We start from the raw sequence: 24,701 nt of genomic DNA, 5'->3' as shown, positions 1-24,701 counted from the left end.
CAAAAACCCTAGATTGAAGAAATTAAGCATATTACTTCTGTCGGCATTACTACTAGGTGCTTGTGCAGATGATAAGACAAAAGATGTAAAACCTGTAGTTAAGGAGAAGGTAGATCCAATTATAAAGCGTTTTGGTTACACATTCAACGATTACAATGTTGTTAATGATACGGTGCAACAAGGGGATAGTTTTGGTCAGATATTGTTTGACAATGGTATAGATTATGCTACCATACAACAAATTACAGATTCTGTTCAAAGTGTTTTTGACACGCGTTTAATTCGAGTAGGAAAGCCTTATACCCTCTTAAAATCTAAAGATTCTACAAATCTAGCTCAAGTATTTATCTATGAAGAAAACAATATAGATTACGTTGTTTTAGATTTCAAAGATGAGATTGTACAGGCCAAAGCAAAAAAGCGTCCTGTTACTATTAAAGAGCGAGAGGTAAGTGGTGTTATAAATAATAATCTTTCGACAACCTTTGACGATCTTGGTCTTAGCGTAAACGTTGCTTATAAAATGGCAGATATTTATGCGTGGACTATAGATTTCTTTAGGCTACAGGCAGGAGATCGTTTTAAATTAGTATATACAGAAAAATTTATAAACGATACGATTCCTGCTGGTTTTGGAGAGATTAAGGCTTCTTGGTTTGAGCACAAAGGCAAACCCTATTATGCTTTTAGGTATAAGAGCGATAGCCTTACAAAAGCGTACGGTTATTTTGATAAAGAAGCGATGAATCTTAAACGGGCATTTTTAAAAGGACCATTAGCGTTTAATAGAATCTCATCACGATATAATTTGAAACGTCGTATTGCTTACTATGGCAATCGTATACGACCTCATAAAGGGACCGATTTTGCCGGTGCGGTAGGAACACCTATTATGGCTACTGCAAATGGTACGGTAACAAAATCTGAATACAGAGGAGGAAATGGTAATTATGTTAAAATCAAACATAATAAAACTTATGAAACTCAGTATCTTCACATGAGTAAGCGTGCTGTAAAAGTAGGGCAATATGTCTCTCAAGGTGAGGTAATAGGATATATAGGTATGACTGGTAATACAAGTGGACCTCACGTATGCTACCGATTTTGGCAAAATGGTAAGCAAGTAGATCCATTTGCTTTAAACTTGCCTACTTCAGAGCCCCTTGCAAAAGAATATCAAGAGGAATACTTTAAACATATTTCTCCACTAGCAGATCAACTAGACGCAATAACCTTTAAAAAATAATCAAAATGCAAAAAGTAAATCCCACTCAGACTAAAGCTTGGAAAGCTCTTCAAGAACATTTTAATGAGGTTAAGAACTTAGAAATGAAAACGCTTTTTGAAGATGATTCAAGAGCTGAAGCTTTTTCAATTTCTTGGGAAGACTTTTATGTTGATTATAGTAAAAATAGAATTACCTCAACTACAAAATCGTTATTGCTTGATTTGGCTAAAGAAATGAAGCTTGAGGATGCTAAACACGCTTATTTTAATGGTTCAGAAATTAACGAAACTGAAGGCAGAGCAGTTATGCACACTGCTCTTAGGCAACCTACACAAGCAACTGTAGAAATTAATGGCCAAAATGTAATTACTGAAGTAAACGAAGTTAAGGAGAAGATAAAAGGATTTTGTGATACTGTAATTAGTGGTTCACACAAAGGCTTTACAGGAAAAGCTATCACAGATGTCGTTAATATAGGTATAGGTGGATCGGACCTTGGACCTAATATGGTTGCAGAAGCACTAGCTTATTATCACAATCATTTAAAAGTTCATTTTATCTCAAATGTAGATGGTGACCACGTTCACGAATCTTTAAAATATTTAAATCCGGAAACTACTCTTTTTGTAATCGTATCAAAAACGTTTACTACTCAAGAGACCTTATCAAATGCGAATACGGCTCGTAAATGGTTTTTAAGTAAAGTAGCGGGCACTGTACAAGAAGGAGAAGCTGTAGCGAAGCATTTTGTTGCAGTATCTACAAATGAAGAAGCAGTTAAAGAATTTGGTATCGATCCTAACAATGTCTTTACCATGTGGGATTGGGTAGGAGGACGTTTCTCTTTATGGAGCTCAGTAGGTTTGTCTATTGCTTTAGCTGTAGGCTTTGAGAATTTTGATAAAATGTTAGCAGGGGCTCACAAAGCAGATGAGCATTTTAAAAATACAGAATTGGAAGAAAACATACCGGTACTTATGGCGTTGGTAACCGTCTGGTATAATAACTTTTTCAAAGCTGAAAGTGAAGCTATAATACCTTATTCTCAATACTTAAATAGGTTTGCGGCATACTTGCAGCAGGCAATTATGGAGAGTAATGGTAAAAGTGTTGATCGCAATGGAAATGCTGTAGATTATCAAACAGGTCAAATAGTTTGGGGAGAGCCGGGAACAAATTCTCAACATGCATTTTTCCAACTTATTCATCAAGGGACAAAACTTATACCAACTCATTTTATAGGTTTTAAAAGTTCTCTTCATGGAGATGTTGATCATCATAATAAATTGATGGCAAACTTTTTTGCACAGACTGAAGCCTTAATGAACGGTAAAACCGAAGAAGAAGCTCGAGAAGAATTAGAATCTACAAATATGGATGCTAGTGCAATTGAAAAGCTTGTTCCATTTAAGGTTTTTGACGGAAATAAACCTACAACTACCATTCTTATTGATAAATTAACGCCGGAAAGCCTTGGTTCGCTGATCGCAATCTATGAACATAAGATTTTTACTGAAGGTATTCTTTGGAATATATTTAGTTATGATCAATGGGGTGTAGAGCTAGGTAAGCAACTAGCTAAAAATGTGCTAACTGATTTAAATTCAGACAGTATAGCCTCACATGATAGTTCTACAACTGCACTTATTAATAGATACAAAAGCTAATCATTTAAGCTTAATGTAATTAGAATTTTAACCCCTAATTGTTAATATTAGACAGTTAGGGGTTAAAATATTACACGCTACGTTAATTTGTAATTCTTAACATTGCGTTAATATTTAATTAGGTCTTTATTAAGACTTTTGCCAAAATTCTAAATTCAAACAAGCACAATGAAAAAAATTACAAGTTTACTAGCACTTGTTTTTCTACTGTTTACTGCAGCTATGCAGGCTCAAGGAACTATCCGTGGTACAGTGGTTGACGGTGAAAACAACACTCCATTACCGGGAGTAAATGTAGTTGTAAATGGTACAACTAACGGAGTAACAACTGATTTCGATGGTTTATTTGAAATACAAGTTGCTAAAAACACAGGTGCGCTTCGCGTTTCTTATGTAGGTTTTGCGCCCTTGACAGTTAATTTTGATGTTACAGGAAAAAAAGTGGTTGATCTGGGTACGATCAATTTGAAAATGGATTCTGATGCATTAGACGAAGTTATTGTTAAGGCATATTCATTGGCTATAGATCGTAAAACCCCTGTAGCTGTTTCTACAATTAAAGCTGAAACTATTGAAAATGAATTAGGAAGTCAAGAATTTCCTGAAATCTTAAAAACAACTCCAGGGGTATATGTTACTCGTGGTGGTGGTGGTTTTGGTGATGCAGAATTACGTATACGTGGTTTTAACTCTCAGAACGTGGCAGTAATGATTAACGGTATTCCAGTAAATGATATGGAAAACGGGAATGTATACTGGAGTAACTGGGCTGGTTTAGCAGATGTTACAAGTTCTATGCAAGTACAAAGAGGTTTAGGTGCTGCGATGATAGGTCTTCCATCAATAGGTGGAACAGTAAACATCGTAACTAAATCTACAGATATTGCTGCTGGAGGTAATGTTATGATGACAACTGGTAACGATGGTTACACAAAATATGGTTTTACAATTTCTACAGGTCTTTTAGATAGTGGATGGGCAGCAACTGCAAGTCTTTCTAGAACTACTGGTGAGCAATTTGTAGATGGTACTACTATTGACGCATATTCTTACTTCTTAAACGTAGCTAAGAAAATTAATGAAAATCACGAATTGTCTTTTACTGCTTTTGGAGCACCACAGCGTCACGGTCAGCGTCAAAACAGATTGCTAATCGATGATTACCGAGTAAGTGATCGTGGTATAAGAACAAACACTGACTATGGTTATAAAAATGGTCAGATTTTAAATCACGAAGACAACTTCTACCACAAACCTCAAATGTCATTAAACCATTACTGGACAATTAATGAGATTTCTTCTCTTACAACATCTGTTTATGCCTCTTATGGTACTGGTGGTGGAGGTGGTACTGCCGGATTAAATAAATTTGGTAAGTATGATACAAATTATCGTGATGAGCCGTTTGCTCCTGTAAACTTTGATCAAATAGTTGCGGAAAATAAGGCTTTAGGTGCTGCAGCAAGTGCAGAGACTTTCTTAAGAGCTTCTATTAATAATCACCAATGGTATGGTGCACTTTCTACATACAATACAGAACTTTCAGAATATATAGATCTTTCTGCTGGTGTTGATATTCGTTTTTACAAAGGAGATCATTCAACTGAATTAACAGATCTTTTAGGTGCTTCATTTTATATCGATAATAATGATGTAAACAATCCTAACAAAGTAGTTAAAGAAGGAGATACTTATAACTATAATGATTCTGGTTATACAAATTGGGGAGGTTTATTCGCTCAGGCAGAATACAATAAGGATAAAATTTCTGCAGTGTTATCTGTAGCAGGTAATAATACATCTTACAAAAGAGAAGACTACTTTAAATACACTCCTGAAGATCCTTTAAGAGAAACTGATTGGGTAAACTTTACAGCATTTAGTACAAAAGGTGGATTAAACTATCGCTTAGACTCTAAAAATAATGTATTTGCTAACATAGGATATTTTGAGCGCGCACCTTTTAGTGATGCAGTATTTATTAACAATACAAACATTACAAACGAGAATGCAGAGAATCAAAAAATCTTTAGTGCAGAACTAGGTTACGGTTTTAGAAGCGATAAATTTAGAGCAGACTTAAATGTTTATCGCACTAAGTGGATGGATCGTACATATACAATCTCTAGAACAGCAGATAACATTCAGTATACTGCAAATATTTTAGGTGTAGATGCTTTACACCAAGGTATAGAGTTAGAATTATCTTACCGACCTATAGAAACCCTAACCTTAACAGGTATGGCTTCTTTAGGAGATTGGCAGTGGGATAATGATGTAAAGAATGTTCAGGTATTTGACGATCAGCAAAATGCTATTGGAGATCCAATTGATATTTTTATCGACGGTGTTAAAGTAGGGAACTCTGCACAAACTACATTTGCAATTGGTGCAGATTATGAAGTGCTTGAGACTACAACATTAAGAGCATCATTTAACTATGCTGCAGATTATTTTGCAGATTATAATCCTACAGGTCGTACTACTTCTAACTTACCACAAACTTGGGAAATGCCAGACTATGGTTTATTAGATTTAGGTCTTACTCATAGATTTAATTTTGGCGGATTTAACGCTCAGATAAATGCAAACGTATTCAACGTTCTTGATACAGAATATATATCAGATGCTCAAGATGGAAGTGGTTCAGTAGCGTCTACTGCGCTTGTTTACTTTGGAGCAGGAAGAACTTATACTGTAGGAGCAAAAATTAATTTTTAATAAAAAATTGAAATGAAAAAATTTAATTATTTACTTACTGCAATTACTATAGGAGCTATGTCTATAGTAGGTTGTGATCCTGTAGAAGATATTAATGATCAACTAGAGGCGAATGAAGCAGGAATCTTTGATGTTTTTGATTATACATTAACAGAAGATGATTATAAAGAAACATTAGAGTTAGATTACGCTAACTTTAATACTGTAGATGATGCTAAAGCTCTTATACCTACAGTTTTAAATACAAATTTTCCTGTTCTAGGTGATGCTTCTTTAGCTAATGTATCTTATGATTTGTACGCTCCTGTTTCTACAGAGAGTTCATTAATTGTTTACACGGTATCTACAGCAGATTATGATGCTAACCCAGATACTGCTCAGTATAATAATTTTGATGATGAAGAGCAGATATATACATTTTTAGACAGTAAATTTCCAAACGTTGCAAATAGAACATTAGTTTCTTTGACTTATGTATTTTACAATGGCTCAGCTCAAACTTTGAATAATGGTTTTTTAAGAGTTAATGGAGAATGGCAGTTTGTTTTAGGTCTTACAAGTGCAGAGTATACTGCTGTAGGACAAGGTTTTGCTAACTTCAATACTGAAGATGAAGCGTTAAGAAAACTTCCTATATTTTTATTAGATAAATTCAAGTACGAGGAGATCGCTGTAAATACTGTTAAATCAACGATGTATAAATTATACACTACAGACGTTGATGATATTGATGGTGATGGTAGCAAGACTGACAGAGCTACATATAGCTACATTGTAAACTTTATCTATGATGGGTCTAGCTGGTCTGAATATAACAATACATTACGTATGACCTTACAATTTGGTAATGATTCTGGTGTTTGGGTTCCAGATAATACTATTGCATATTCATTTACTCAAGGAGATATTGCTCTAGTATCTTCAACATTACTTGCTAAATATCCTGGACCTGCAGATAACGTAGGTTTCTTCAAAAGTTTTGACAGAAGATCAGGAAGTAGCAACTATTGGAGTGATGATATGATGATCGAAGCAATTGGTATTGTTTTAGATTCTATCAATCCTAATGCTGAAGAAGATCAAAAGTATGCTGTAACTGTTGTAATTTACAATGGATCTACTACAAACGAAACCTTCTTTTTGATTAAAACAGATGGTGCCTGGGTAGCACAATAAGCATTAATTAAGCTAGTTAAAACCTCCTGCTCCTTGAGATAGGAGGTTTTTTAGTTTTCCAAGAAAGAGTTTATGAAAAAGAAGAATATTTTATTTAGTGCATTTTTATTTATTTTATTTGTTGCTTGTGGAGGGTCTGACGATAGCGAAATAGTTACGCCTATAGAACCTGAAGTAGAAGCTCCAGTAGCAAACCCCGACGAATTTACCACTACAGAAGGGGTAAATCTAATAATTAGTATTAGTGACTTAATGGCTAATGATGATCTAGCTGGCGGTGCTCGCATTACTTCAATAGATGCAACAACAACAGCGGGAGGTACTATTACAGATAATAGAAACGGAAGCTATACGTTCACTCCGGCACCGGGCTACAAAGGATCAGATACGTTCACCTATGAATTATGTTTAATTGCAGATACTAGTATTTGCTCTGAAGCAACTGTTACAGTAACGATTGAAGATGCTGGTGAGCCGGTTGCAAGAGATGATGAAGGTTTTACAGCAAAGGATGCTAAAATTACAATTACAGATCTTTTGGCAAATGATGATCTAATTGATGGAGCGACATTGACTAGTGTAGATTTTTCATCAAGTATTGGCTCTGCAGTTATTAATAATGATGGATCTGTAACCTATACTCCTAAGTCAGGTTTTCTAGGTGAAGACACTTTTACTTATACTATCTGTGATAATGATGAGACACCTAGCTGTTCGACAGCTACGGTTACCATAAATGTTATTGATGCTGTAAGCTTTACGATTCCTTCAGCCTTACAGAGTTATTATGCAGATGTTAGTTTCTTTGATAATTCAGAATTAACGTACGATAGGCTTAGTTCATTTACTACAGCTAAGCACACTACCATTCTTACTTACACACAACGTCATCAGTATTTGTATGATGCAGACGCAGATTTAAGCAATGCTGCAAATGTAATTCTACTTTATTCTGGGGAAAGCAGGGATGAGCGTGAATATACATCAGGTACAAATTCTCATTCTCCTCAAACTTTTAATACAGAACATATTTTCCCTCAATCTAAGTTAGCAACAGAGAATGCAGTAACAGATTTACATCATTTACGTTCTACAGATGATGCTGTTAATTCACTTAGACTTAATTACCCATTTGTTGATGGCAGCGGGCAATATAAATTAGTAAATGATAATAGTTGGTTTCCAGGTGATGAGTGGAAAGGAGATGTAGCTAGAGCTGTTTTATATCTTAATATACGATATGGTGAAGATTATAAAGAGGTAGGTACTCTTGATTTATTTTTAAAATGGAATAGAGAAGATCCTGTTTCAGCGTTTGAAAAAAACAGAAATAATGTAATTGAAAACGCACAAGGAAATAGAAACCCCTTTATTGACAACCCTTATTTAGTGACGCTAATTTGGGGCGGTACACCGGCAGAAAATACTTGGGAATAGTTTAAAAGACTCAATATATAGAACCCGTCTAATTTTTATTAGATGGGTTTTTGTATTTAAAGCTGTCGATTTAAAAATTTTTACTTCAAAAAGTTATCTTTGAATTTTAAATTTCAAAACTATGTATACTACCGTACAATTTGTGCATTCCTATTGGGCTTATTTAGCTCTTATAATTCTTACAATAACTACCATAAATGTATTGGTTTCTTATTTTTCGGGTAAAGAATTTGCAGCTCGAGATTTTAGACTTGCGTTATTTACCTTAATAGTTTCTCACATACAATTACTTATAGGTATAGTATTGTACTTTGTATCTCCGCTAGGTGCAAAAGCAATAGCTTCAGAAGGTATGAGTGCAGCAATGAAAGATCCTAACTTGCGCCTCTATGTTGTTGAGCATCCTTTGGCGATGATTCTTACTGTTGTATTTATTACAGTAGGTTACAGCAAGCATAAGAAAAAACTCACTTCAAAACCTAAATTTAAATTACTTGCCATATTTTATACCCTTGCATTAATTGTTATGCTAAGTCGTATTCCGTGGGCAAATTGGTTTTAAGAATCAAAAGTTATTAAATTAAAAATCCCGTAAATCGAATTTCGACTTACGGGATTTTTTATAAGTTATTATCAGGAGTTAACGATTCATCCAGTCTTCGATCTCTTCTACTTCAATAGGTATATCTCCCATTAAATTAATAGGTTCTCCATTCTCTTGTATCACAAGATCATCTTCTAGTCGTATCCCAAAACCTTCAGCAGGAATATAAATTCCCGGTTCTACAGTAAATACATTATTAGCTTGCATAGGCTCGTGTAGTAATCCGTAATCGTGAGTGTCTAGCCCAATATGATGTGATGTACCGTGCATAAAATACTTCTTGTAAGCCGGCCAATCTTTATTTTCATTTTGAACGTCTGCTTTATCAAGTAGACCCAAGCCTAGCAATTCTGAAGTCATTAATTTACCCACCTCCTCGTGGTAAGGGGCCCATAAATTACCAGGGGTTAACATCTTTGTTGCTTCCTTTTTAACTCGTAGCACAGCGTTGTAAACATCTTTTTGTCTATCTGTAAACCTACCAGATACCGGTATAGTTCGGGTCATATCACTACTGTAGTTTGCATATTCTGCACCTACATCTAGTAATATTAAATCTCCTGCTTTACATTCAGAATTATTAACTACATAATGTAAAACATTAGCATTATTTCCAGAAGCAACAATAGGTGTGTACGCAAATCCTCTCGAACGATTACGCAAAAATTCGTGCATAAATTCTGCTTCGATCTCATATTCCATTACGCCGGGTTTTACAAACTGAAGAATGCGTTTAAAACCTTTCTCTGTTATAGTACAGGCTTTTTGTAATAAATCAATCTCTATAGGATCTTTTACAGAGCGCAGTCGTTGTAAAATAGGATTACTCTTTGCAACGCTGTGTGCGGGATATTGCTCTTTAATTTTTTTATTAAAACGTGCTTCTCGGGTTTCAGTTTCTACATTTGCCCGGTAGTGCTCATTTGTATTAATATATAGTGTTTCTGCCTGCGTCATCAATTCATAGAATATTTTATCCCATTCTTGAATCCAATAAACAGTTTTTACCCCACTAACCTCAAGCGCTTTTTCTTTTGTAAGTTTTTCTCCTTCCCAGACAGCAATATGGTCATTTGTTTCTTTTAGAAAAAGAATTTCACGGTGCTTCTCTTTTGGGCAATCAGGAAAAAGTACAAGAATACTTTCTTCTTGATCTACTCCGCTTAAGTAGAAAAGATCCCGATTTTGTTGAAATGGCATGGTGCTGTCTGCACCTATTGGGTAAATGTCGTTACTATTAAAAACAGCCAGACTATTTGGCTTCATAGCTGCCATAAATCCTTTGCGGTTTTTTATAAACAGATTGCGATCTATAAGGTCGTATTTCATAATTGTAATAAGATTTTCTCAAAGGTAAAAACTACAAGATCAAAGCGTGTTAAACTCTCTTTAAAATGTTTAGATTTCTTTAACAAAAAAGGTATTTTTAAGTCCATCAAATTATTTTCTATGCCTATTCGTTTTCTATTATTCTTTCTCTCAGTAAGTGTTTTATCAAGTATTTATGCTCAGCAACCAGATTCTACATCTTCATCAATTTCTCAGTCATTGATTGAGAAGAATGAACTGATAAAAAATTCTCTCGTAAAAAACATTCCTTTTAGAAATGCAGGTCCTACCATAATGAGTGGTCGTGTAGTTGATCTAGAAGTTAATCCAGAAAACAGTACCGAGTTTTACGTGGCGTATGCAACGGGCGGGGTGTGGCATACTACAAATAATGGTATAACATTTAAATCTGTATTCGATAAAGCGCCTACTCAAAATGTGGGAGATATAGCAGTTAACTGGAGAAACAAGATTATCTGGGTGGGTACTGGCGAGACCATATCTTCACGCTCTTCTTATGCGGGAGTGGGTATTTTAAAAAGTACAGACAATGGGAATTCTTGGACAAATGTGGGCTTATACGATAGTCACCATATAAGCGATATTATTTTAGATAAAAATGATCCAGATGTTGTTTTAGTAGCAGCATTAGGTCATTTATATTCTCAAAATGAAGAACGGGGAATTTTTAAAACTGTTGATGGCGGAAAAACTTGGAAAAAAACGCTTTTTATTAATAGCAATACAGGTATTATAAATTTAGGCGAAGCTCCTGAGAATCCATCAGTTTTATATGCTGCTGCTTGGGAAAGAGAACGACAAGCTTGGGATTTTAAAGGTTCTGGAGAAAACTCAGGGATTTACAAATCTACAGATGCCGGCGATACCTGGAATTTGATTACTACTGGTAATGGTTTTCCTCAGGGAGCCGGTGTAGGCCGTATAGGTCTGGCGGTAGTAAATGAGAATACCATTTATGCAGTTCACGACAATCAAAATATACGTGAGACTAACAAAGAAGAAAAAGCAGATAAAGAAGCTAAAGATTTAAAACCGAAGATTTTTGAGAATATATCATCTTTAGATTTTTTGGCATTAAACACGGAAGAGCTTGATGATTATTTAAAAGCAAATCGATTCCCTAAACAATATGATGCTGCCAAGGCTAAAGAGCTTGTAAAAAAAGGCCAGATTAAACCTTCAGATTTTTACTTATATACTCACGATAACACGGTGTCTGAGAGTGATGGAGAGGTAATAGGTGCAGAAGTTTTTAAATCTACAGACGGAGGTAAAACGTGGAATCGTACTCACGAAGGTTATATCGAAGATTTCTTTTATTCCTATGGGTACGTATTTGCTGAGATGGATGTAAATCCGCAGGATGAAAATGAAATTTATTTAGTGGGTGTACCGCTCATTAAATCTGTAGATGGAGGTAAAACTTTTACATATATAGACGAACCTAATGTTCATGCGGATCATCATATAATTTGGGTTGACCCTAAAATGCCAAATCATTTAATCAACGGTAATGATGGTGGATTAAACATGTCTTACGATGCCGGTGAAAGTTGGTCAAAGCTTAACTCTATGCCGCTAGCGCAGTTTTACGCTATAAATGTGGATTATGAGAAACCTTATAATATTTATGGTGGTTTACAAGATAATGGCACTTGGAAAGGACCACATAATTATGAATATTCAAAAGACTACGAAGCTGAAGGGCAATATCCTTTTAAGCGTGTAGGTGGTGGTGATGGGATGCAGGTTCAGATTGACCGTAGAGATAGTGATGTAATCTATGTGGGTTCTCAGTTTGGGTTTTACAATCGTCTAAATTTAAAAACTGGAGCGCGTAAGTTTATTAAACCCAGCCACGATTTAGGAGAAAGCCCTTATCGATTTAATTGGGAAACTCCTATTTTACTTTCATCACATAACCAGGACATTTTATATATGGGTGGTAATAAATTAATGCGTTCTATGAATCAAGGGGACGACTGGACGGCAATTTCACCAGATCTTACAGCGGGAGGTAAATTAGGTAATGTCCCTTTTGGAACGCTTGCAACGATTAGTGAATCTGTATTTCAATTCGGTTTAATCTATACGGGGAGTGATGATGGAGTCATACAAGTGACACAAGATGCCGGGGGAAGTTGGGATATTATTTCAGGAAATTTACCTCAAAATCTATGGGTGAGTACGGTTATAGCTTCGATTCACAATAAGAGTAGGGTGTATGCTGTGCTGAATGGATATAGAAACGACGACTTTCAGCCGTATGTATATAAAAGTGATGATTATGGTCAAAACTGGAAAGATATTAGTTCAAACCTACCGTTATCTCCTATAAATGTAATTGTCGAAGATCCTAAAAAAGAGAATATTTTATATTTAGGTACAGACGATGCTAGTTATGTTAGTTTCGATAATGGAGATCGCTGGGAAGTTCTTGATGGGAGTATGCCTAATGTGGCTGTACACGATTTAGTTATACAAACTGAAGCAAACGATCTTATAGTAGGCACTCACGGAAGATCTATATACATCGCTAATTTGAATGAAATCCAGGAATTTGATTCTTCTAAAACGAATGAATTACAGCTCTTTGATATGGAAACTGTCGATTTTTCTACAAATTGGGGGCGTTCTTGGAGTGCGTGGAGAGCCGCTAGCACACCAGAGACTAAAATAACTTTCTTTAGTCCGGTTGCAGGAGAGGCAAAAGTTGAAGTAATAAGTACAAATGGGAAAACGCTGAAAACTTGGAAAGATACTGTCGATAAAGGATTTAACTATCTGCAATACGATTTGAGTATATCAGAAAGTGGTAAAAACCTTTTAGAAAAAGAGCGTAAAGATCTTAAAATAACAAAATCCCAAAATGAAACTTTTTATCTACCGCCGGGAGCATATTCTATCCAGGTAGAGGTAAATGGTAAATCTGCAAAAACAGCTTTAGAAATAAAAGAGGGAAGCCGTCGTAGAGATCGTGCAGAACGCGCTGAGCAAGAGCAAAAAGATTAAACGTTAACAAATGAATTTGACTCTTAGTATCCCGGCACTTTTATTTCCTGCAATTTCTCTGACTATGTTGGCTTATAATGCCAGGTATCTGGCAATTGCTGCACTTATTAGAGAATTACATAAGCGTTATCAAGATAGCTCGTCTACTCCGGTAAAAAAGCAAATTGAGCAGCTACGTAAACGTCTTGGTATAATTAAAGCGATGCAGGCAATGGCTATCGTTAGTTTTTTACTTGCGGTAATTACCATGTTTTTAATTTATATTGAACTTGCGATACTTGCAAATGTAGTTTTTGGTGTAAGCTTAGTAGCGCTAATGATATCGCTAACACTTTCTTTCATTGAAGTACAATTAAGTACAGAGGCATTAGAGATACAATTAAACGATATGGATGATTAGAGGTGTTAAGAAGAAATGTAAGCAAAAAGAGAAATATTATTTTCTATAATGTGTCATATAGGAGCCATTCTCCTCTTAAAATCCTCAATTAGTAAAAAATGTTGTTTAACGAGAAGCCTATATTTCAAAGGTTTTCGAAGGATTTATTAAACATTTTTTTCTTTATTTAAAACCATTCCAAAAGCGGTCTCAAAGTTTGTGAAACAATGTTTTGAGCCGTATTTTTGTGCCACTAAATTAAAAACGTAAATAAATGGGAATCATTTCCTCTTCTATCGCCCGAAAAGTTGCTATGGCACTTTCAGGTTTATTCCTTGTATTGTTTTTAGGTCAGCATTTTACAATAAACTTAACATCGACCTTCAGTCCAGAAACTTTTAATGAAATCTCCCATTTTATGGGGACTAATTTTCTAGTACAGGCAATACTTCAACCAGTATTAATTTTTGGAGTTATTTTTCACTTTGTAATGGGTTTCATTCTTGAAATTCGTAACCGATCTGCACGTAAAATTAATTATGTGAGATATGATGGAAATGCAAATTCTACTTGGGTAAGTCGCAATATGATCTACAGTGGAGTTGCAATTTTAGCTTTCTTAGGATTACACTTTTACGATTTCTGGTTTCCAGAGATTGTACACAAATATATTGAGTCAAATCCTGCAGACGCAACTCGTTACTACGGGGAGTTAGTGGAGAAATTTGAGAGCCCGGTAAGAACAGGTCTTTATGTGTTGGCATTTGTTTTCTTAGCACTACACTTGTTTCACGGTTTTGCATCTTCATTTCAATCGGTTGGCTTTAATAACAAATACGCTACAGCCTTAAAGAAGTTTGCTAAATTTTATGCAATTGCAATTCCTGCAGGTTTTGTTTTCATCGCGTTGTTTCACCATTTTAATCACTAGACGATGTCAGAATTAAAATCAAATATACCAGACGGCCCACTTGCAGATAAGTGGACTCAACATAAAAATGATATTAACCTGGTTAACCCTGCAAACAAGCGTAACATAGATGTTATTGTTGTGGGTACAGGTCTTGCAGGAGGTAGTGCTGCAGCAACTTTAGCAGAGTTAGGCTATAATGTAAAAACGTTTTGCTATCAGGATTCTCCGCGTCGAGCACACTCTATTGCTGCGCAAGGAGGTATTAATGCTGCAAAAAATTATCAGGGAGATGGTGATTCTAACTACCGTTTGTTTTACGATACTGTAAAAGGTGGTGATTACCGATCTCGAGAAGCAAACGTTTATCGTCTTGCTGAAGTATCAGGAAATATAATTGACCAGTGCGTTGCACAGGGGGTTCCTTTTGCACGTGAATATGGCGGACTTTTAGATAACCGTTCTTTTGGTGGAGTTTTAGTATCAAGAACTTTTTATGCTAAAGGTCAAACGGGGCAGCAGTTGCTTTTAGGAGCTTATTCTGCGATGAACCGTCAAATCAACCGTGGCAAAATCACGCCATATAACCGTCATGAGATGTTAGATCTTGTGCTGGTTGACGGTAAAGCACGAGGTATTATTGCCAGAGACCTTGTAACAGGAGAGATAGAAAGACATTCTGCACACGCGGTAGTTTTAGCTAGTGGTGGTTACGGTAATGTATTTTTCCTTTCTACAAATGCAATGGGAAGCAATGTAATGGCTGCTTGGAGAGCACACCGTCGCGGGGCGTACTTCGCTAACCCGTGCTATACGCAAATTCATCCTACATGTATTCCGGTATCGGGAGATCATCAGTCTAAGTTAACCTTGATGTCAGAGTCATTACGTAATGATGGGCGTATTTGGGTTCCGAAGAAAAAAGAAGATGCGATTGCTATTAGAGAAGGTAAAAAGAAACCTACTGATCTTTCTGAAGAAGAAAGAGATTATTATTTAGAGCGTCGTTATCCGGCGTTTGGTAACTTGGTACCTCGTGATGTAGCATCTAGAGCTGCTAAAGAACGTTGTGATGCCGGTTATGGTGTAAATAAAACAGGAGAAGCAGTTTACCTTGATTTTAAGAGTGCAATAATGCGCTACGGAAAAGAGGAAGCACTAATTAGCGGTAACCATAATCCTACAGATCAAGAAATATATAACTACGGAAAGAAAGTAGTTGAGAATAAGTACGGTAACTTATTCCAAATGTATGAGAAAATCGTAGATGAAGATCCATACAAAACGCCAATGATGATCTATCCTGCTGTGCATTATACAATGGGTGGTCTTTGGGTAGATTATAACTTACAGACAACTATACCAGGTTGTTATGCTGCAGGTGAAGCAAATTTCTCAGATCACGGAGCCAACCGTTTAGGTGCGTCTGCATTAATGCAGGGTCTGGCTGATGGTTATTTTGTTCTGCCTTATACGATAGGAGATTACCTTTCTAAAGATATACGTACAGGTAAAATACCTACAGATTCTCCTGAGTTTGATCAGGCAGAGAAAGATGTTCGTGACCGTATGACAAAGCTTATGAATGGTAGCGGGAAACATTCGGTTGATTATTACCACAAGAAGCTAGGTAAGATTATGTGGAATAAATGCGGAATGGCTCGTAATGCTAAAGAGCTTGAAGAAGCAATGGATGAGATTGCAGCGTTAAGAGCAGATTTCTGGGCTAACGTTAAAGTTACCGGAACTCTAAACTCTAAAAATGCAGAATTAGAAAAAGCAGGTAGAGTAGCAGATTTCTTAGAGCTAGGTGAGCTTTTTGCTAAAGATGCTTTAACAAGAAATGAATCATGTGGAGGTCACTTTAGAGAAGAGTATCAAACTCCAGAAGGAGAGGCTTTAAGAGATGATGAGAATTTTAGTTTTGTGTCTGCGTGGGAGTATAATGCAAATCCACGAGAAGCAAAATTGCATAAAGAAGAGTTGACTTTCGAGAATATCGAAGTGAAAACCCGTTCTTACAAATAATAATTAAAAGATAACTTTTACTATGAAGTTAACACTCAAAATATGGCGTCAAGAAAACGCTAAGACTAAAGGAGCAATGAAGACCTATCAGATAGATGGTATTGATGGGGATATGTCTTTTTTAGAAATGCTAGACGTTCTTAATGAAGATCTAATTAACAAAGGTGAAATCCCTGTTGAGTTTGATCACGATTGTAGAGAAGGGATTTGTGGGAGCTGTTCATTACAAATTAATGGTGAACCACATGGTCCAGATCGTTTAGTGACTACGTGTCAATTGCATATGCGTAAGTTTAACGATGGCGATACAATTGTAATAGAGCCATTTAGAGCTACTGCATTTCCTGTTGTTACAGACCTTATTGTAGACCGTTCTTCTTTTGATCGTATTCAACAAGCTGGTGGTTATATTTCTGTAAATACTTCAGGAAATACGGTTGATGCAAACGCAATTCCTATTAAGAAAGAGAATGCAGATGATGCATTTTATGCAGCTACTTGTATAGGTTGTGGGGCGTGTGTTGCTGCTTGTAAAAATGCAAGTGCAATGTTATTTACCTCTGCCAAAGTTTCTCAATTTGCTCTTTTACCTCAAGGAGAAATTGAAGCTACCGAGCGTGTAGAAAATATGGTACGCCAAATGGATTTGGAAGGTTTTGGTAACTGTACAAATACTGGAGCGTGTGAGATTGAGTGTCCTAAAGGAATTTCTTTAGAAAATATCGCTCGTATGAATCGTGAGTATTTAAGCGCGGTTTCAAAAGGATAAGTTTTCGCAAAGCGGATATTATAAACTAAAACACCCGGTAGATTTTTAAAATCTATCGGGTGTTTTTATATTAAGTAATCTCAAAATGTGGGCGATATTGAGTGTTATTATAGATTTTTTTTATCCAAATAACCACTCCACCACGTCATTCATCTTGGCAACTTTTATAATGGTGATTCCATAATTTGCATCGGGTATTTTGCAATATTTAGAAACCATAATTGTTCCGAAACCTAATTTTTCTGCTTCAAGAATGCGTTGCTCTACACGTGTTACAGGACGAATCTCACCGGCGAGACCCACCTCTGCAGCGAAGCAGATGTCTTTTGCTACGGCAATGTCTTCATTACTTGATAAGATAGCAGCGACTACTGCAAGATCTATTGCGGTATCATCCACGCTAATTCCGCCAGTGATATTTAAGAAAACATCTTTTGCTCCTAATCGAAAACCGGCGCGCTTTTCGAGCACTGCAAGAATCATATTCAGACGTTTTGCATTGTATCCCGTTGCGCTTCGTTGTGGTGTACCGTAAACCGCTGTGCTAACTAATGCTTGTATTTCAATCATTAATGGACGCATTCCTTCTAAAGTAGCAGCTATAGCTGTACCGCTAAGTTCTTCATCATTCTTTGAGATAAGAATTTCAGATGGGTTAGAAACTTCGCGTAGGCCGCTGCCTTGCATTTCATAAATCCCTAGTTCATTTGTAGATCCAAAACGATTTTTATGTGCTCTTAGAATTCGATAAACGTGATTGCGATCGCCTTCAAATTGTAAAACAGTATCAACCATATGCTCCAGAATCTTTGGGCCAGCAATATTACCATCTTTGGTAATGTGACCAATTAATATTACCGGTGTGGCCGTTTCTTTAGCAAATTTGATGAGTTCGGTAGTGGTTTCTCGTATTTGAGAAATACTGCCGGCTCCGCTCTCTACATAATCTGTATGAAGCGTTTGAATTGAATCTATAATTACGATATCTGGTTCTACAGCTTCAATTTGCTTAAAGATATTCTGCGTCTTAGTTTCAGTTAAGATGAGGCAGTTTTGAGCGTTAGAATTTATTCGTTCTGCTCGCATTTTTATTTGTTGTGCACTTTCTTCTCCAGAAACATACAGCGTTTTATAGGGTAGCATCAATGCGATTTGTAACATCAATGTACTCTTACCTATTCCTGGCTCACCACCTAGAAGTGTTAAAGATCCCGGTACGAGTCCGCCACCTAAAACCCGATTTAATTCGTTGTTTTTGGTATTTAGACGTGCTTCAGCAGTCGTATCAATTTCCTGAATACGCTGTGCTTTAGCAACACGTTTAGTAGTGGGAGTTTCTACCTTCCAGCTCGATTTTTCGGCTTTTTGTATTACTTCTTCTGCAATTGTGTTCCATTCTTTGCAAGAAGTACACTGCCCTTGCCATTTTGCAAATTGAGCTCCACAGTTTTGACAGAAAAATGTTGTTTTAGTCTTTGCCATTAGTATCCAAAATCATCTTTTATACGTTGCGCTCGAGCCATTAAAACATCTTTATCAATGTCGCCTGCGCTTTTTAATACGAGAGCACTTTCATACGTGCGCATCGCTTTTTTAGTATCTCCTTTGCCTTCGTAGGATTTACCTAAATAATAAGAACCAAGTACAGTTTCGGGATATTCTTTACGAGCTAATTTCCCGAGATCTTCAAAACCTTCCCAGTCAGATTTTTTTTCTAAAGCAGCTGCTATAGCAATAAAATCATTAATGCGGATTCTATCATTCATTCCGAAAAGATTTTCAATAATCTCATATTTTTCAATAAGATACGCGTAAGGCGATTCTGCATTTAATACCTGATCTTCAAACTCTTTTTTAGTAATAGGTCTGTAAATTGAGAATATCTGTTCTAAGGCACTCGGAATTCCTCTTCCTACAAGCGTGTAGTGAGTTGCCTCTTCAAAATCGTCAAAATAATATTTAATATTAGTATTCTCAATGTTCTCAAGAGAAGTATTAAGGGCTAAGGTCGCATCTCTAAGCGGAGTTATATCTTGCGATCCTGTAGCTTGATAATAAAATATTTTATTGTCTGTACGCTGTAAATTATCTGTGAGGCGTTCGCTCATTTGAGGAGCCAGATCTGGGCTCAAAGAGACATAGGCATTAAATAACGGCGGATTTTTCATTAAGAAGTAGTTCGCAAACCCTGCTGTTGCATCGTGACCTATAATAAGATTAAAAGGTGCAAGGCGGTATTTTTTGCTCAACCACGGAAAAAGTTCATTTCCTATAAAATCAAAGAATAACTTTCCTTGGCCAACGGGTAAAAAATTGGTTTCATCGTACTGGGAGTCTGCCATGCGATCAGGTTGCATTATGCCTACTACGATAGCTTGAGGCATATCTTCCCAATAGCTATAGTAATCTACATTACCAGCAACCGGTTCAAAAAGATAATCTGCATCCAGAACAACTATAACTGGGTAGTCTTTGTTTTTATTCGATTCATAATTACGTGGTAACTGAATTTTTACCTGTCTGGGTTCACCAAAATTTAGTGAAGGTACAGTCTCATATATCACCTGTGCATCAAGAAAGCTAGTGAATAGTAAGCATAAGAGTAGTGTTTTTTTCATAGTAGGAGGTTATTTGGTTATGTGAATTTAACCATAATATGCACACATAGCTTAAATGCAATGTGTGGGTTTATTTGCTTCGGTTTAATACGGGTAGCAAAATAAATGAAAGAGCACCAAGTATTACCACTAAAAGAGTTTGTGAACCCCAAATAATCCATCCAAATGCCTCTCCACCTTCCTTACTGAATCCAAAAAACACAAAAAGTGCACCTATTGTTATCGGGTAAACACCTATTCCGCCGTTAGTTACAGATATTGAAAATGATCCTATTACAAATGCAGCGAGAATGATACCAAGATTGGCAATTGCAATTTCTGGGATTGTGAATTTTATTACCCAAAACATTAAAATGTACATCAGCCAAATAAATAAGGTATGAGCAATGAAGGCAATCTTGTGTTTCATATGTAAGATGCTCTTCATACCTTCTAAGAGCCCATTCATAAATTTTCTTATTTTCAGAAATAAACCAGACCTGGCATTTTTTACAATTCTAAAGCCGAGGTATATGGCACCAACTACTAGCGCTAGAAAAATAACAGTATAAAGCGGATTGATATTTTGTTCTTTAAGATAGGTTAGAAGCATATCTGTTTGCATTAAAACAGCCACCGCAACTACAAGTAAAAGCATCAGAAAATCTGCGATGCGTTCTGAAATTATAGTTCCAAACCCCTTTTCAAAAGGAACATCTTCATAGGTGGTCAATAATGCGCCTCTTAAAAACTCGCCGCTTCTCGGTATTCCTAAGTTTGCTAAATAAGCAGCCATTACAGCCATAAATCTATTAGAAAGTTTTGGGGAATATCCCATAGGTTCTAATAAAAATTGCCATCTATAGGCTCTCGAAAAATGACTTAAAATGCCAAATATTAAAGATAGGAATATGTATGTTGGGTCTGCTTTTTTAATATTTAACCAGAGTGTAGTGCGTTCTTCTGGTGTTGCTGAGCTTAAAGAATAGTAAATTAAAAATACTCCTAACCCTAGGGGTATTAATATTTTGAGAACTTTTATAAGTTTTTTCTTGCTCAAGATTATTTAAGCAGATTTGTATCCTCATTAGGGAAAACTAGAGAAGGTTTAAATGCTTTGGCTTCGTCTAATTCCATAAAAGCATAAGCGATAAGAATTAAAATGTCTCCTTTTGCAACCTTGCGTGCTGCTGCGCCGTTGAGTGTTATCTCGCCACTACTGCGTGGGCCAGGTATTGCATAAGTTTCTAAGCGCTCGCCGTTTGTAACATTCACAATTTGAAGACGTTCTCCTTCAATTACACCGGCAGCATCCATAAGATCTTCATCTATCGTAATGCTTCCTATATAATGTAATTCTGCTCCGGTAACTTTTACGCGGTGAATTTTTGACTTTACAACGTTAACTAACATGGTGTAAAAATAAGGGTTTTTAATTTAGGGCAATATTATCAATAAGACGCACGTCATCAGCAAAAACAGCTATAAAGGCACGGTGCGTTTCATTGGTGTCTTTTATTGTCGTATGCTCTAATGTTGAGGCATTTGCGATTTCAAAATATTCTAATTTCAGTAGTTCGTTATCTTTAAAGGCATCGGTAACAAACTGATGAACATCTGCAATAGGTTTGTCGTTAAACAGTTCTTTTGCTTTCAGTAAGGTGTTATAAATAAAAGGAGCAACCTGGCGATGTTTCTGAGTTAGGCGCATATTGCGGGAACTTTCTGCGAGACCATCATCGTGGCGGCTTATAGGGCATCCTACAACTTTTACAGGTAGGTTTTCTATAGACACTAATTTGTTTACAATTTGTAGTTGTTGGTAGTCTTTCTCTCCAAAAAATGCAAAATCGGGTTGAACAATCTCAAAAAGATATTTTAAAACTGTAGCTACACCTTCAAAATGTCCAGGTCTGAAAGCACCCTCCATAACTTTGTCAAGTCCGTCAAAATTGTAATCAATCGACTCTACTTTGGAGCCATAAATTGTTTGAGTGCTAGGAGCAAAGACCAGAAGATTAGGGTTTATATTTTCTAGTAGCTCTAAATCTGCCTGAAGATCTCTGGGATATGTCTTTAAATCCTGAATATTATTGAATTGTGTAGGGTTTACAAAAATACTTACAACAACAATATCGCAGCTTTTTAGTGCAAAATTAAAGAGGCTGGCATGGCCCCGATGCAGAGCTCCCATAGTGGGTACAAAACCTATTTTTAAACCATTTTCTTTATGCGCTGCAACAGCGTTAGAAATTTCTGGTCTATTAGTAAATACGTGCATGGGGATTAATTTAACAGGCGGCAAAATTACTATATTACTGGCAATCTGCATAAAATTTCGTAATTTTGCGTGTTTTTTAGCCTTAACAAAAACTTAGAAGCACACATATGAAAAATAAGAGGATATTATACGTATCATCTGAAGTTATACCTTATTTGCCAGAGACAGAGATTGCGTCTATGTCTTTTGAGGTACCTCAAATGGTTAACAGTAAGGGAGGTCAAATAAGAATTTTTATGCCTCGATACGGAAATATCAATGAAAGACGTCATCAATTACATGAGGTAATTAGACTTTCTGGAATGAATCTCGTTATTAATGATTTTGATATGCCGCTTATAATTAAAGTAGCTTCTATCCCTAAAGAGCGTATTCAGGTGTACTTTATTGATAATGAAGAATACTTTAAGCGTAAAGCAACGTTTACAGACGAAGATGGAAACTTATTCGCAGATAATGATGAGCGTGCAATCTTTTTTGCAAAGGGAGTAGTTGAGACTGTGAAGAAGTTAAACTGGGCTCCAGATATCATTCACGTTCATGGCTGGTTAGCTTCATTGCTTCCGCTTTATCTAAAGAGGTATTATGCAAGTGAACCTCTATTTAAACAAAGTAAAATAGTTACTTCGGTTTACAATAAAGGGTTTGATGATACGCTTAATAAGCAACTGATTGATAAAATTGCTTTTGACGGAATTGATAAAGGAGATATTTCAGAATTAGAAGAGCCTACGTATTCTAACCTTATGAAGGTGGCTATAAAAAATTCTGATGCTGCAATTATTGGATCGTCAGATTTAGATGAAGAACTTTCAGGATATTTAAATACTACTAAAATACCTGTATTACCCTATAAGAAAAAAGAAGAGTTCGCTCAAGCTTATGAGGAATTCTACACGACTAAGGTTTTAGATTAAATAAAAATAAATGAAATTAAACGCGTTGTTAATAAGAACATTAGGAATACTAACTGTTCTTTTTGTTGCTGCTTCTTGTGAAGATGATTTTTTAGAAATAGGAGAGGGATTAGTTGATTCTAGCAATTTTACGTCAGATGTAGAAACATATAATGTTATTGCTTATAACGAGCAATTTGCTAATATAAATGGTGTTCAGACAAATGGGATTAGTGTTGGAGTTTTAGGATATTATAACGATCCGCTGTACGGCACAACTACTGCTTCGAGCTTAAGTCAGGTAGGTTTAGCGACATATAATACTACATATGGTACAAATCCTGTAATAGACTCTATAGTTTTTACAATGCCCTATTTTAGTACGCAATCTACAAATAGTGACGGCGAGACAGAATTTACTTTAGATTCAGTTTATGGTTCAAATCCTATTAAATTAACGGCTTACAGATCTAATTATTTACTTAGAGATAATGCACCGCCAGACTTTACAGATGCTGCGGTTTATTATTCTAATGACCTTCCTAATTTTAATGGAGTACGTGGAGATCTCCTTTTTGAAAGAGAAGTTTTGCCTTCAAATGCACCCGTAATTACAACTGTACCTGCAGATGCTACTGCCGAAAGTCAAGATCCTGTGGCAACAACAAACTCACCTCGATTGCGATTTAGGTTAGACCAACTTGCGACAGGTGCAAATTCTGCGTATTGGCAAAATGCAATTTTCGCTAAAGAAGGTCAGGATGTGCTTTTCAACCAGAATTCATTCAGAAATTATTTTAGAGGAATTTATTTTGAAGCGGCGCCTATAGGAGGAACAGGTAATTATTTCCTTTACGATAAAGCAAATACTTCGATTGTAATTTATTATAAATCTGGAGCAGATGATTCTAGAGTGCAAAGTAGTGTGACGTTAGGCTTTGGAGGAAATTCCGCGATAAATCTAGATAACAATTTTAAAACTTCAGTAACAGATCGTTTAGCAAATGTGAATACGACTGAAGGTGATGAGCGTTTATATTTAAAGGGCGGTCAGGGAAGTATGGCTGTTATAGAATTATTTGGTGATGATGCAGATAACGATGGGATTCCAGAGGCACTTGCAGATTTACGCTTAAAAAACAGATTAATTCGTGAAGCTAATTTGGAATTTTTTGTAGATCAACCAAGTATTGCAGAATTAGCTACTTCGGCTATATCTGAGCCAGATCGTATTTATATCTATGATTTAGAAACTAATCAACCTTTAATAGATCTTTCTCTAGATGCCAACATTACGAGCACAGGAGCTATTACTGCAGTAGGAACAACACATCTAGGTCCTTTGACAAAAACGGAAACGGGTCTTGGGATTAGTTATAAAATTAGAGTTACAGAGTATATTAAGAACCTTCTGAATACTGAAAACGATAGTCCTAATACAAAATTAGGAATTGTTGTGAGTCAAAACCCTGCTGTAATAAGTACTGGTAAGATACAGAACAAGTCTACGACAGATTACCCGAGTAGAGTGCCTTATGCATCTGTGGTTTCTCAAAAAGGAACAATTCTTTATGGTAGTAATGCTTCGGTGCCAGATGCACAACGCTTAAAATTGAAAATATTCTACTCAGAAGCTTCTAATTAAT

19 protein-coding genes are annotated in these 24,701 nt (G+C 36.1%); 13 read left to right on the top strand and 6 right to left on the bottom strand.

Annotated features, from left to right (window positions below; all coding sequences use genetic code 11):
- Positions 1–13 precede the first annotated feature (13 nt).
- From DSM00_RS10765 to DSM00_RS10740, 6 genes are all read left to right on the top strand, one after another.
- Positions 14–1,246 carry a M23 family metallopeptidase gene (locus tag DSM00_RS10765; protein WP_241652403.1) on the top strand — a complete coding sequence of 411 codons (1,233 nt, stop codon included), beginning with the start codon at positions 14–16 and terminating at the stop codon, positions 1,244–1,246.
- 5 nt (positions 1,247–1,251) lie between these two features.
- Complete coding sequence (pgi, locus tag DSM00_RS10760; RefSeq protein ID WP_128758015.1) at positions 1,252–2,895, top strand: glucose-6-phosphate isomerase; 1,644 nt, start codon at positions 1,252–1,254, stop codon at positions 2,893–2,895.
- Positions 2,896–3,063: 168 nt separating this feature from the next.
- Positions 3,064–5,616 (top strand): TonB-dependent receptor, encoded by a 2,553-nt coding sequence (locus DSM00_RS10755; RefSeq protein ID WP_128758014.1) that lies wholly within the window; start codon positions 3,064–3,066, stop codon positions 5,614–5,616.
- Between the two features lie 12 nt (positions 5,617–5,628).
- A complete protein-coding gene (locus tag DSM00_RS10750) occupies positions 5,629–6,792 on the top strand; it encodes a hypothetical protein (protein WP_128758013.1) in 1,164 nt (387 codons plus the stop codon).
- Between the two features lie 72 nt (positions 6,793–6,864).
- Positions 6,865–8,229: an endonuclease gene (locus DSM00_RS10745; RefSeq protein ID WP_128758012.1), complete on the top strand. Its 1,365-nt coding sequence runs from the start codon at positions 6,865–6,867 to the stop codon at positions 8,227–8,229.
- 121 nt (positions 8,230–8,350) lie between these two features.
- Positions 8,351–8,791 (top strand): hypothetical protein, encoded by a 441-nt coding sequence (locus DSM00_RS10740; protein WP_128758011.1) that lies wholly within the window; start codon positions 8,351–8,353, stop codon positions 8,789–8,791.
- 78 nt (positions 8,792–8,869) lie between these two features.
- On the opposite strand, the gene DSM00_RS10735 is transcribed toward DSM00_RS10740, so the two are convergent.
- Positions 8,870–10,162: an aminopeptidase P family protein gene (locus DSM00_RS10735; RefSeq protein WP_128758010.1), complete on the bottom strand. Its 1,293-nt coding sequence runs from the start codon at positions 10,160–10,162 to the stop codon at positions 8,870–8,872.
- A gap of 120 nt (positions 10,163–10,282) precedes the next feature.
- On the opposite strand from DSM00_RS10735, the gene DSM00_RS10730 reads away from it, so the two are divergent.
- From DSM00_RS10730 to DSM00_RS10710, 5 genes are all read left to right on the top strand, one after another.
- Complete coding sequence (locus DSM00_RS10730; protein ID WP_128758009.1) at positions 10,283–13,195, top strand: WD40/YVTN/BNR-like repeat-containing protein; 2,913 nt, start codon at positions 10,283–10,285, stop codon at positions 13,193–13,195.
- A 10-nt stretch (positions 13,196–13,205) separates the two neighbouring features.
- Complete coding sequence (locus DSM00_RS10725) at positions 13,206–13,595, top strand: DUF2721 domain-containing protein (protein WP_128758008.1); 390 nt, start codon at positions 13,206–13,208, stop codon at positions 13,593–13,595.
- Positions 13,596–13,848: 253 nt separating this feature from the next.
- Positions 13,849–14,505, top strand: coding sequence for a succinate dehydrogenase cytochrome b subunit (locus DSM00_RS10720; RefSeq protein WP_128758007.1), 657 nt, complete (start codon positions 13,849–13,851; stop codon positions 14,503–14,505).
- Positions 14,506–14,508: 3 nt separating this feature from the next.
- Positions 14,509–16,512: a fumarate reductase/succinate dehydrogenase flavoprotein subunit gene (locus tag DSM00_RS10715; RefSeq protein WP_128758006.1), complete on the top strand. Its 2,004-nt coding sequence runs from the start codon at positions 14,509–14,511 to the stop codon at positions 16,510–16,512.
- A 22-nt stretch (positions 16,513–16,534) separates the two neighbouring features.
- A complete protein-coding gene (locus tag DSM00_RS10710) occupies positions 16,535–17,281 on the top strand; it encodes a succinate dehydrogenase/fumarate reductase iron-sulfur subunit (RefSeq protein ID WP_128758005.1) in 747 nt (248 codons plus the stop codon).
- Between the two features lie 120 nt (positions 17,282–17,401).
- On the opposite strand, the gene radA is transcribed toward DSM00_RS10710, so the two are convergent.
- From radA to panC, 5 genes are all read right to left on the bottom strand, one after another.
- A complete protein-coding gene (gene radA / locus DSM00_RS10705; RefSeq protein WP_128758004.1) occupies positions 17,402–18,763 on the bottom strand; it encodes a DNA repair protein RadA in 1,362 nt (453 codons plus the stop codon).
- The gene (locus DSM00_RS10700) at positions 18,763–19,899 is read right to left on the bottom strand and encodes an alpha/beta hydrolase (RefSeq protein ID WP_128758003.1); all 1,137 of its coding nucleotides are present in this window, start codon (positions 19,897–19,899) and stop codon (positions 18,763–18,765) included. The genes radA and DSM00_RS10700 overlap by 1 nt, the downstream gene beginning before the upstream one ends.
- Before the next feature lie 70 nt (positions 19,900–19,969).
- A complete protein-coding gene (locus DSM00_RS10695; RefSeq protein ID WP_128758002.1) occupies positions 19,970–20,938 on the bottom strand; it encodes a lysylphosphatidylglycerol synthase transmembrane domain-containing protein in 969 nt (322 codons plus the stop codon).
- 2 nt (positions 20,939–20,940) lie between these two features.
- Positions 20,941–21,291, bottom strand: a complete 351-nt coding sequence (gene panD, locus DSM00_RS10690; protein ID WP_128758001.1) for an aspartate 1-decarboxylase — start codon at positions 21,289–21,291, stop codon at positions 20,941–20,943.
- 19 nt (positions 21,292–21,310) lie between these two features.
- Entirely contained in the window at positions 21,311–22,159 is an 849-nt protein-coding gene (gene panC, locus DSM00_RS10685) for a pantoate--beta-alanine ligase (protein WP_241652402.1), read from the bottom strand.
- Positions 22,160–22,266: 107 nt separating this feature from the next.
- Between panC and DSM00_RS10680 the strand changes: the two genes are divergently transcribed.
- Entirely contained in the window at positions 22,267–23,076 is an 810-nt protein-coding gene (locus DSM00_RS10680) for a glycogen/starch synthase (RefSeq protein WP_128757999.1), read from the top strand.
- Positions 23,077–23,086: 10 nt separating this feature from the next.
- The gene (locus DSM00_RS10675; protein WP_128757998.1) at positions 23,087–24,700 is read left to right on the top strand and encodes a DUF4270 domain-containing protein; all 1,614 of its coding nucleotides are present in this window, start codon (positions 23,087–23,089) and stop codon (positions 24,698–24,700) included.
- The last annotated feature ends 1 nt before the right edge of the window (position 24,701 follow it).

The sequence above is a fragment of the Leeuwenhoekiella aequorea genome (genome assembly GCF_004104375.1).
Classification (GTDB): Bacteria; Bacteroidota; Bacteroidia; order Flavobacteriales; family Flavobacteriaceae; genus Leeuwenhoekiella; species Leeuwenhoekiella aequorea.
Note: the sequence above shows the minus strand (reverse complement) of the source record. Positions and strands in the feature narration are given on the sequence as shown.

Coding starts and splice junctions, on each gene's coding strand:
- pgi (WP_128758015.1), top strand. CDS start 1,252: ATGCAAAAAGTAAATCCCACTCAGACTAAAGCTTGGAAAGCTCTTCAA.
- DSM00_RS10755 (WP_128758014.1), top strand. CDS start 3,064: ATGAAAAAAATTACAAGTTTACTAGCACTTGTTTTTCTACTGTTTACT.
- DSM00_RS10750 (WP_128758013.1), top strand. CDS start 5,629: ATGAAAAAATTTAATTATTTACTTACTGCAATTACTATAGGAGCTATG.
- DSM00_RS10745 (WP_128758012.1), top strand. CDS start 6,865: ATGAAAAAGAAGAATATTTTATTTAGTGCATTTTTATTTATTTTATTT.
- DSM00_RS10740 (WP_128758011.1), top strand. CDS start 8,351: ATGTATACTACCGTACAATTTGTGCATTCCTATTGGGCTTATTTAGCT.
- DSM00_RS10735 (WP_128758010.1), bottom strand. CDS start 10,162: ATGAAATACGACCTTATAGATCGCAATCTGTTTATAAAAAACCGCAAA.
- DSM00_RS10730 (WP_128758009.1), top strand. CDS start 10,283: ATGCCTATTCGTTTTCTATTATTCTTTCTCTCAGTAAGTGTTTTATCA.
- DSM00_RS10725 (WP_128758008.1), top strand. CDS start 13,206: ATGAATTTGACTCTTAGTATCCCGGCACTTTTATTTCCTGCAATTTCT.
- DSM00_RS10720 (WP_128758007.1), top strand. CDS start 13,849: ATGGGAATCATTTCCTCTTCTATCGCCCGAAAAGTTGCTATGGCACTT.
- DSM00_RS10715 (WP_128758006.1), top strand. CDS start 14,509: ATGTCAGAATTAAAATCAAATATACCAGACGGCCCACTTGCAGATAAG.
- DSM00_RS10710 (WP_128758005.1), top strand. CDS start 16,535: ATGAAGTTAACACTCAAAATATGGCGTCAAGAAAACGCTAAGACTAAA.
- radA (WP_128758004.1), bottom strand. CDS start 18,763: ATGGCAAAGACTAAAACAACATTTTTCTGTCAAAACTGTGGAGCTCAA.
- DSM00_RS10700 (WP_128758003.1), bottom strand. CDS start 19,899: ATGAAAAAAACACTACTCTTATGCTTACTATTCACTAGCTTTCTTGAT.
- panD (WP_128758001.1), bottom strand. CDS start 21,291: ATGTTAGTTAACGTTGTAAAGTCAAAAATTCACCGCGTAAAAGTTACC.
- panC (WP_241652402.1), bottom strand. CDS start 22,159: ATGCACGTATTTACTAATAGACCAGAAATTTCTAACGCTGTTGCAGCG.
- DSM00_RS10680 (WP_128757999.1), top strand. CDS start 22,267: ATGAAAAATAAGAGGATATTATACGTATCATCTGAAGTTATACCTTAT.
- DSM00_RS10675 (WP_128757998.1), top strand. CDS start 23,087: ATGAAATTAAACGCGTTGTTAATAAGAACATTAGGAATACTAACTGTT.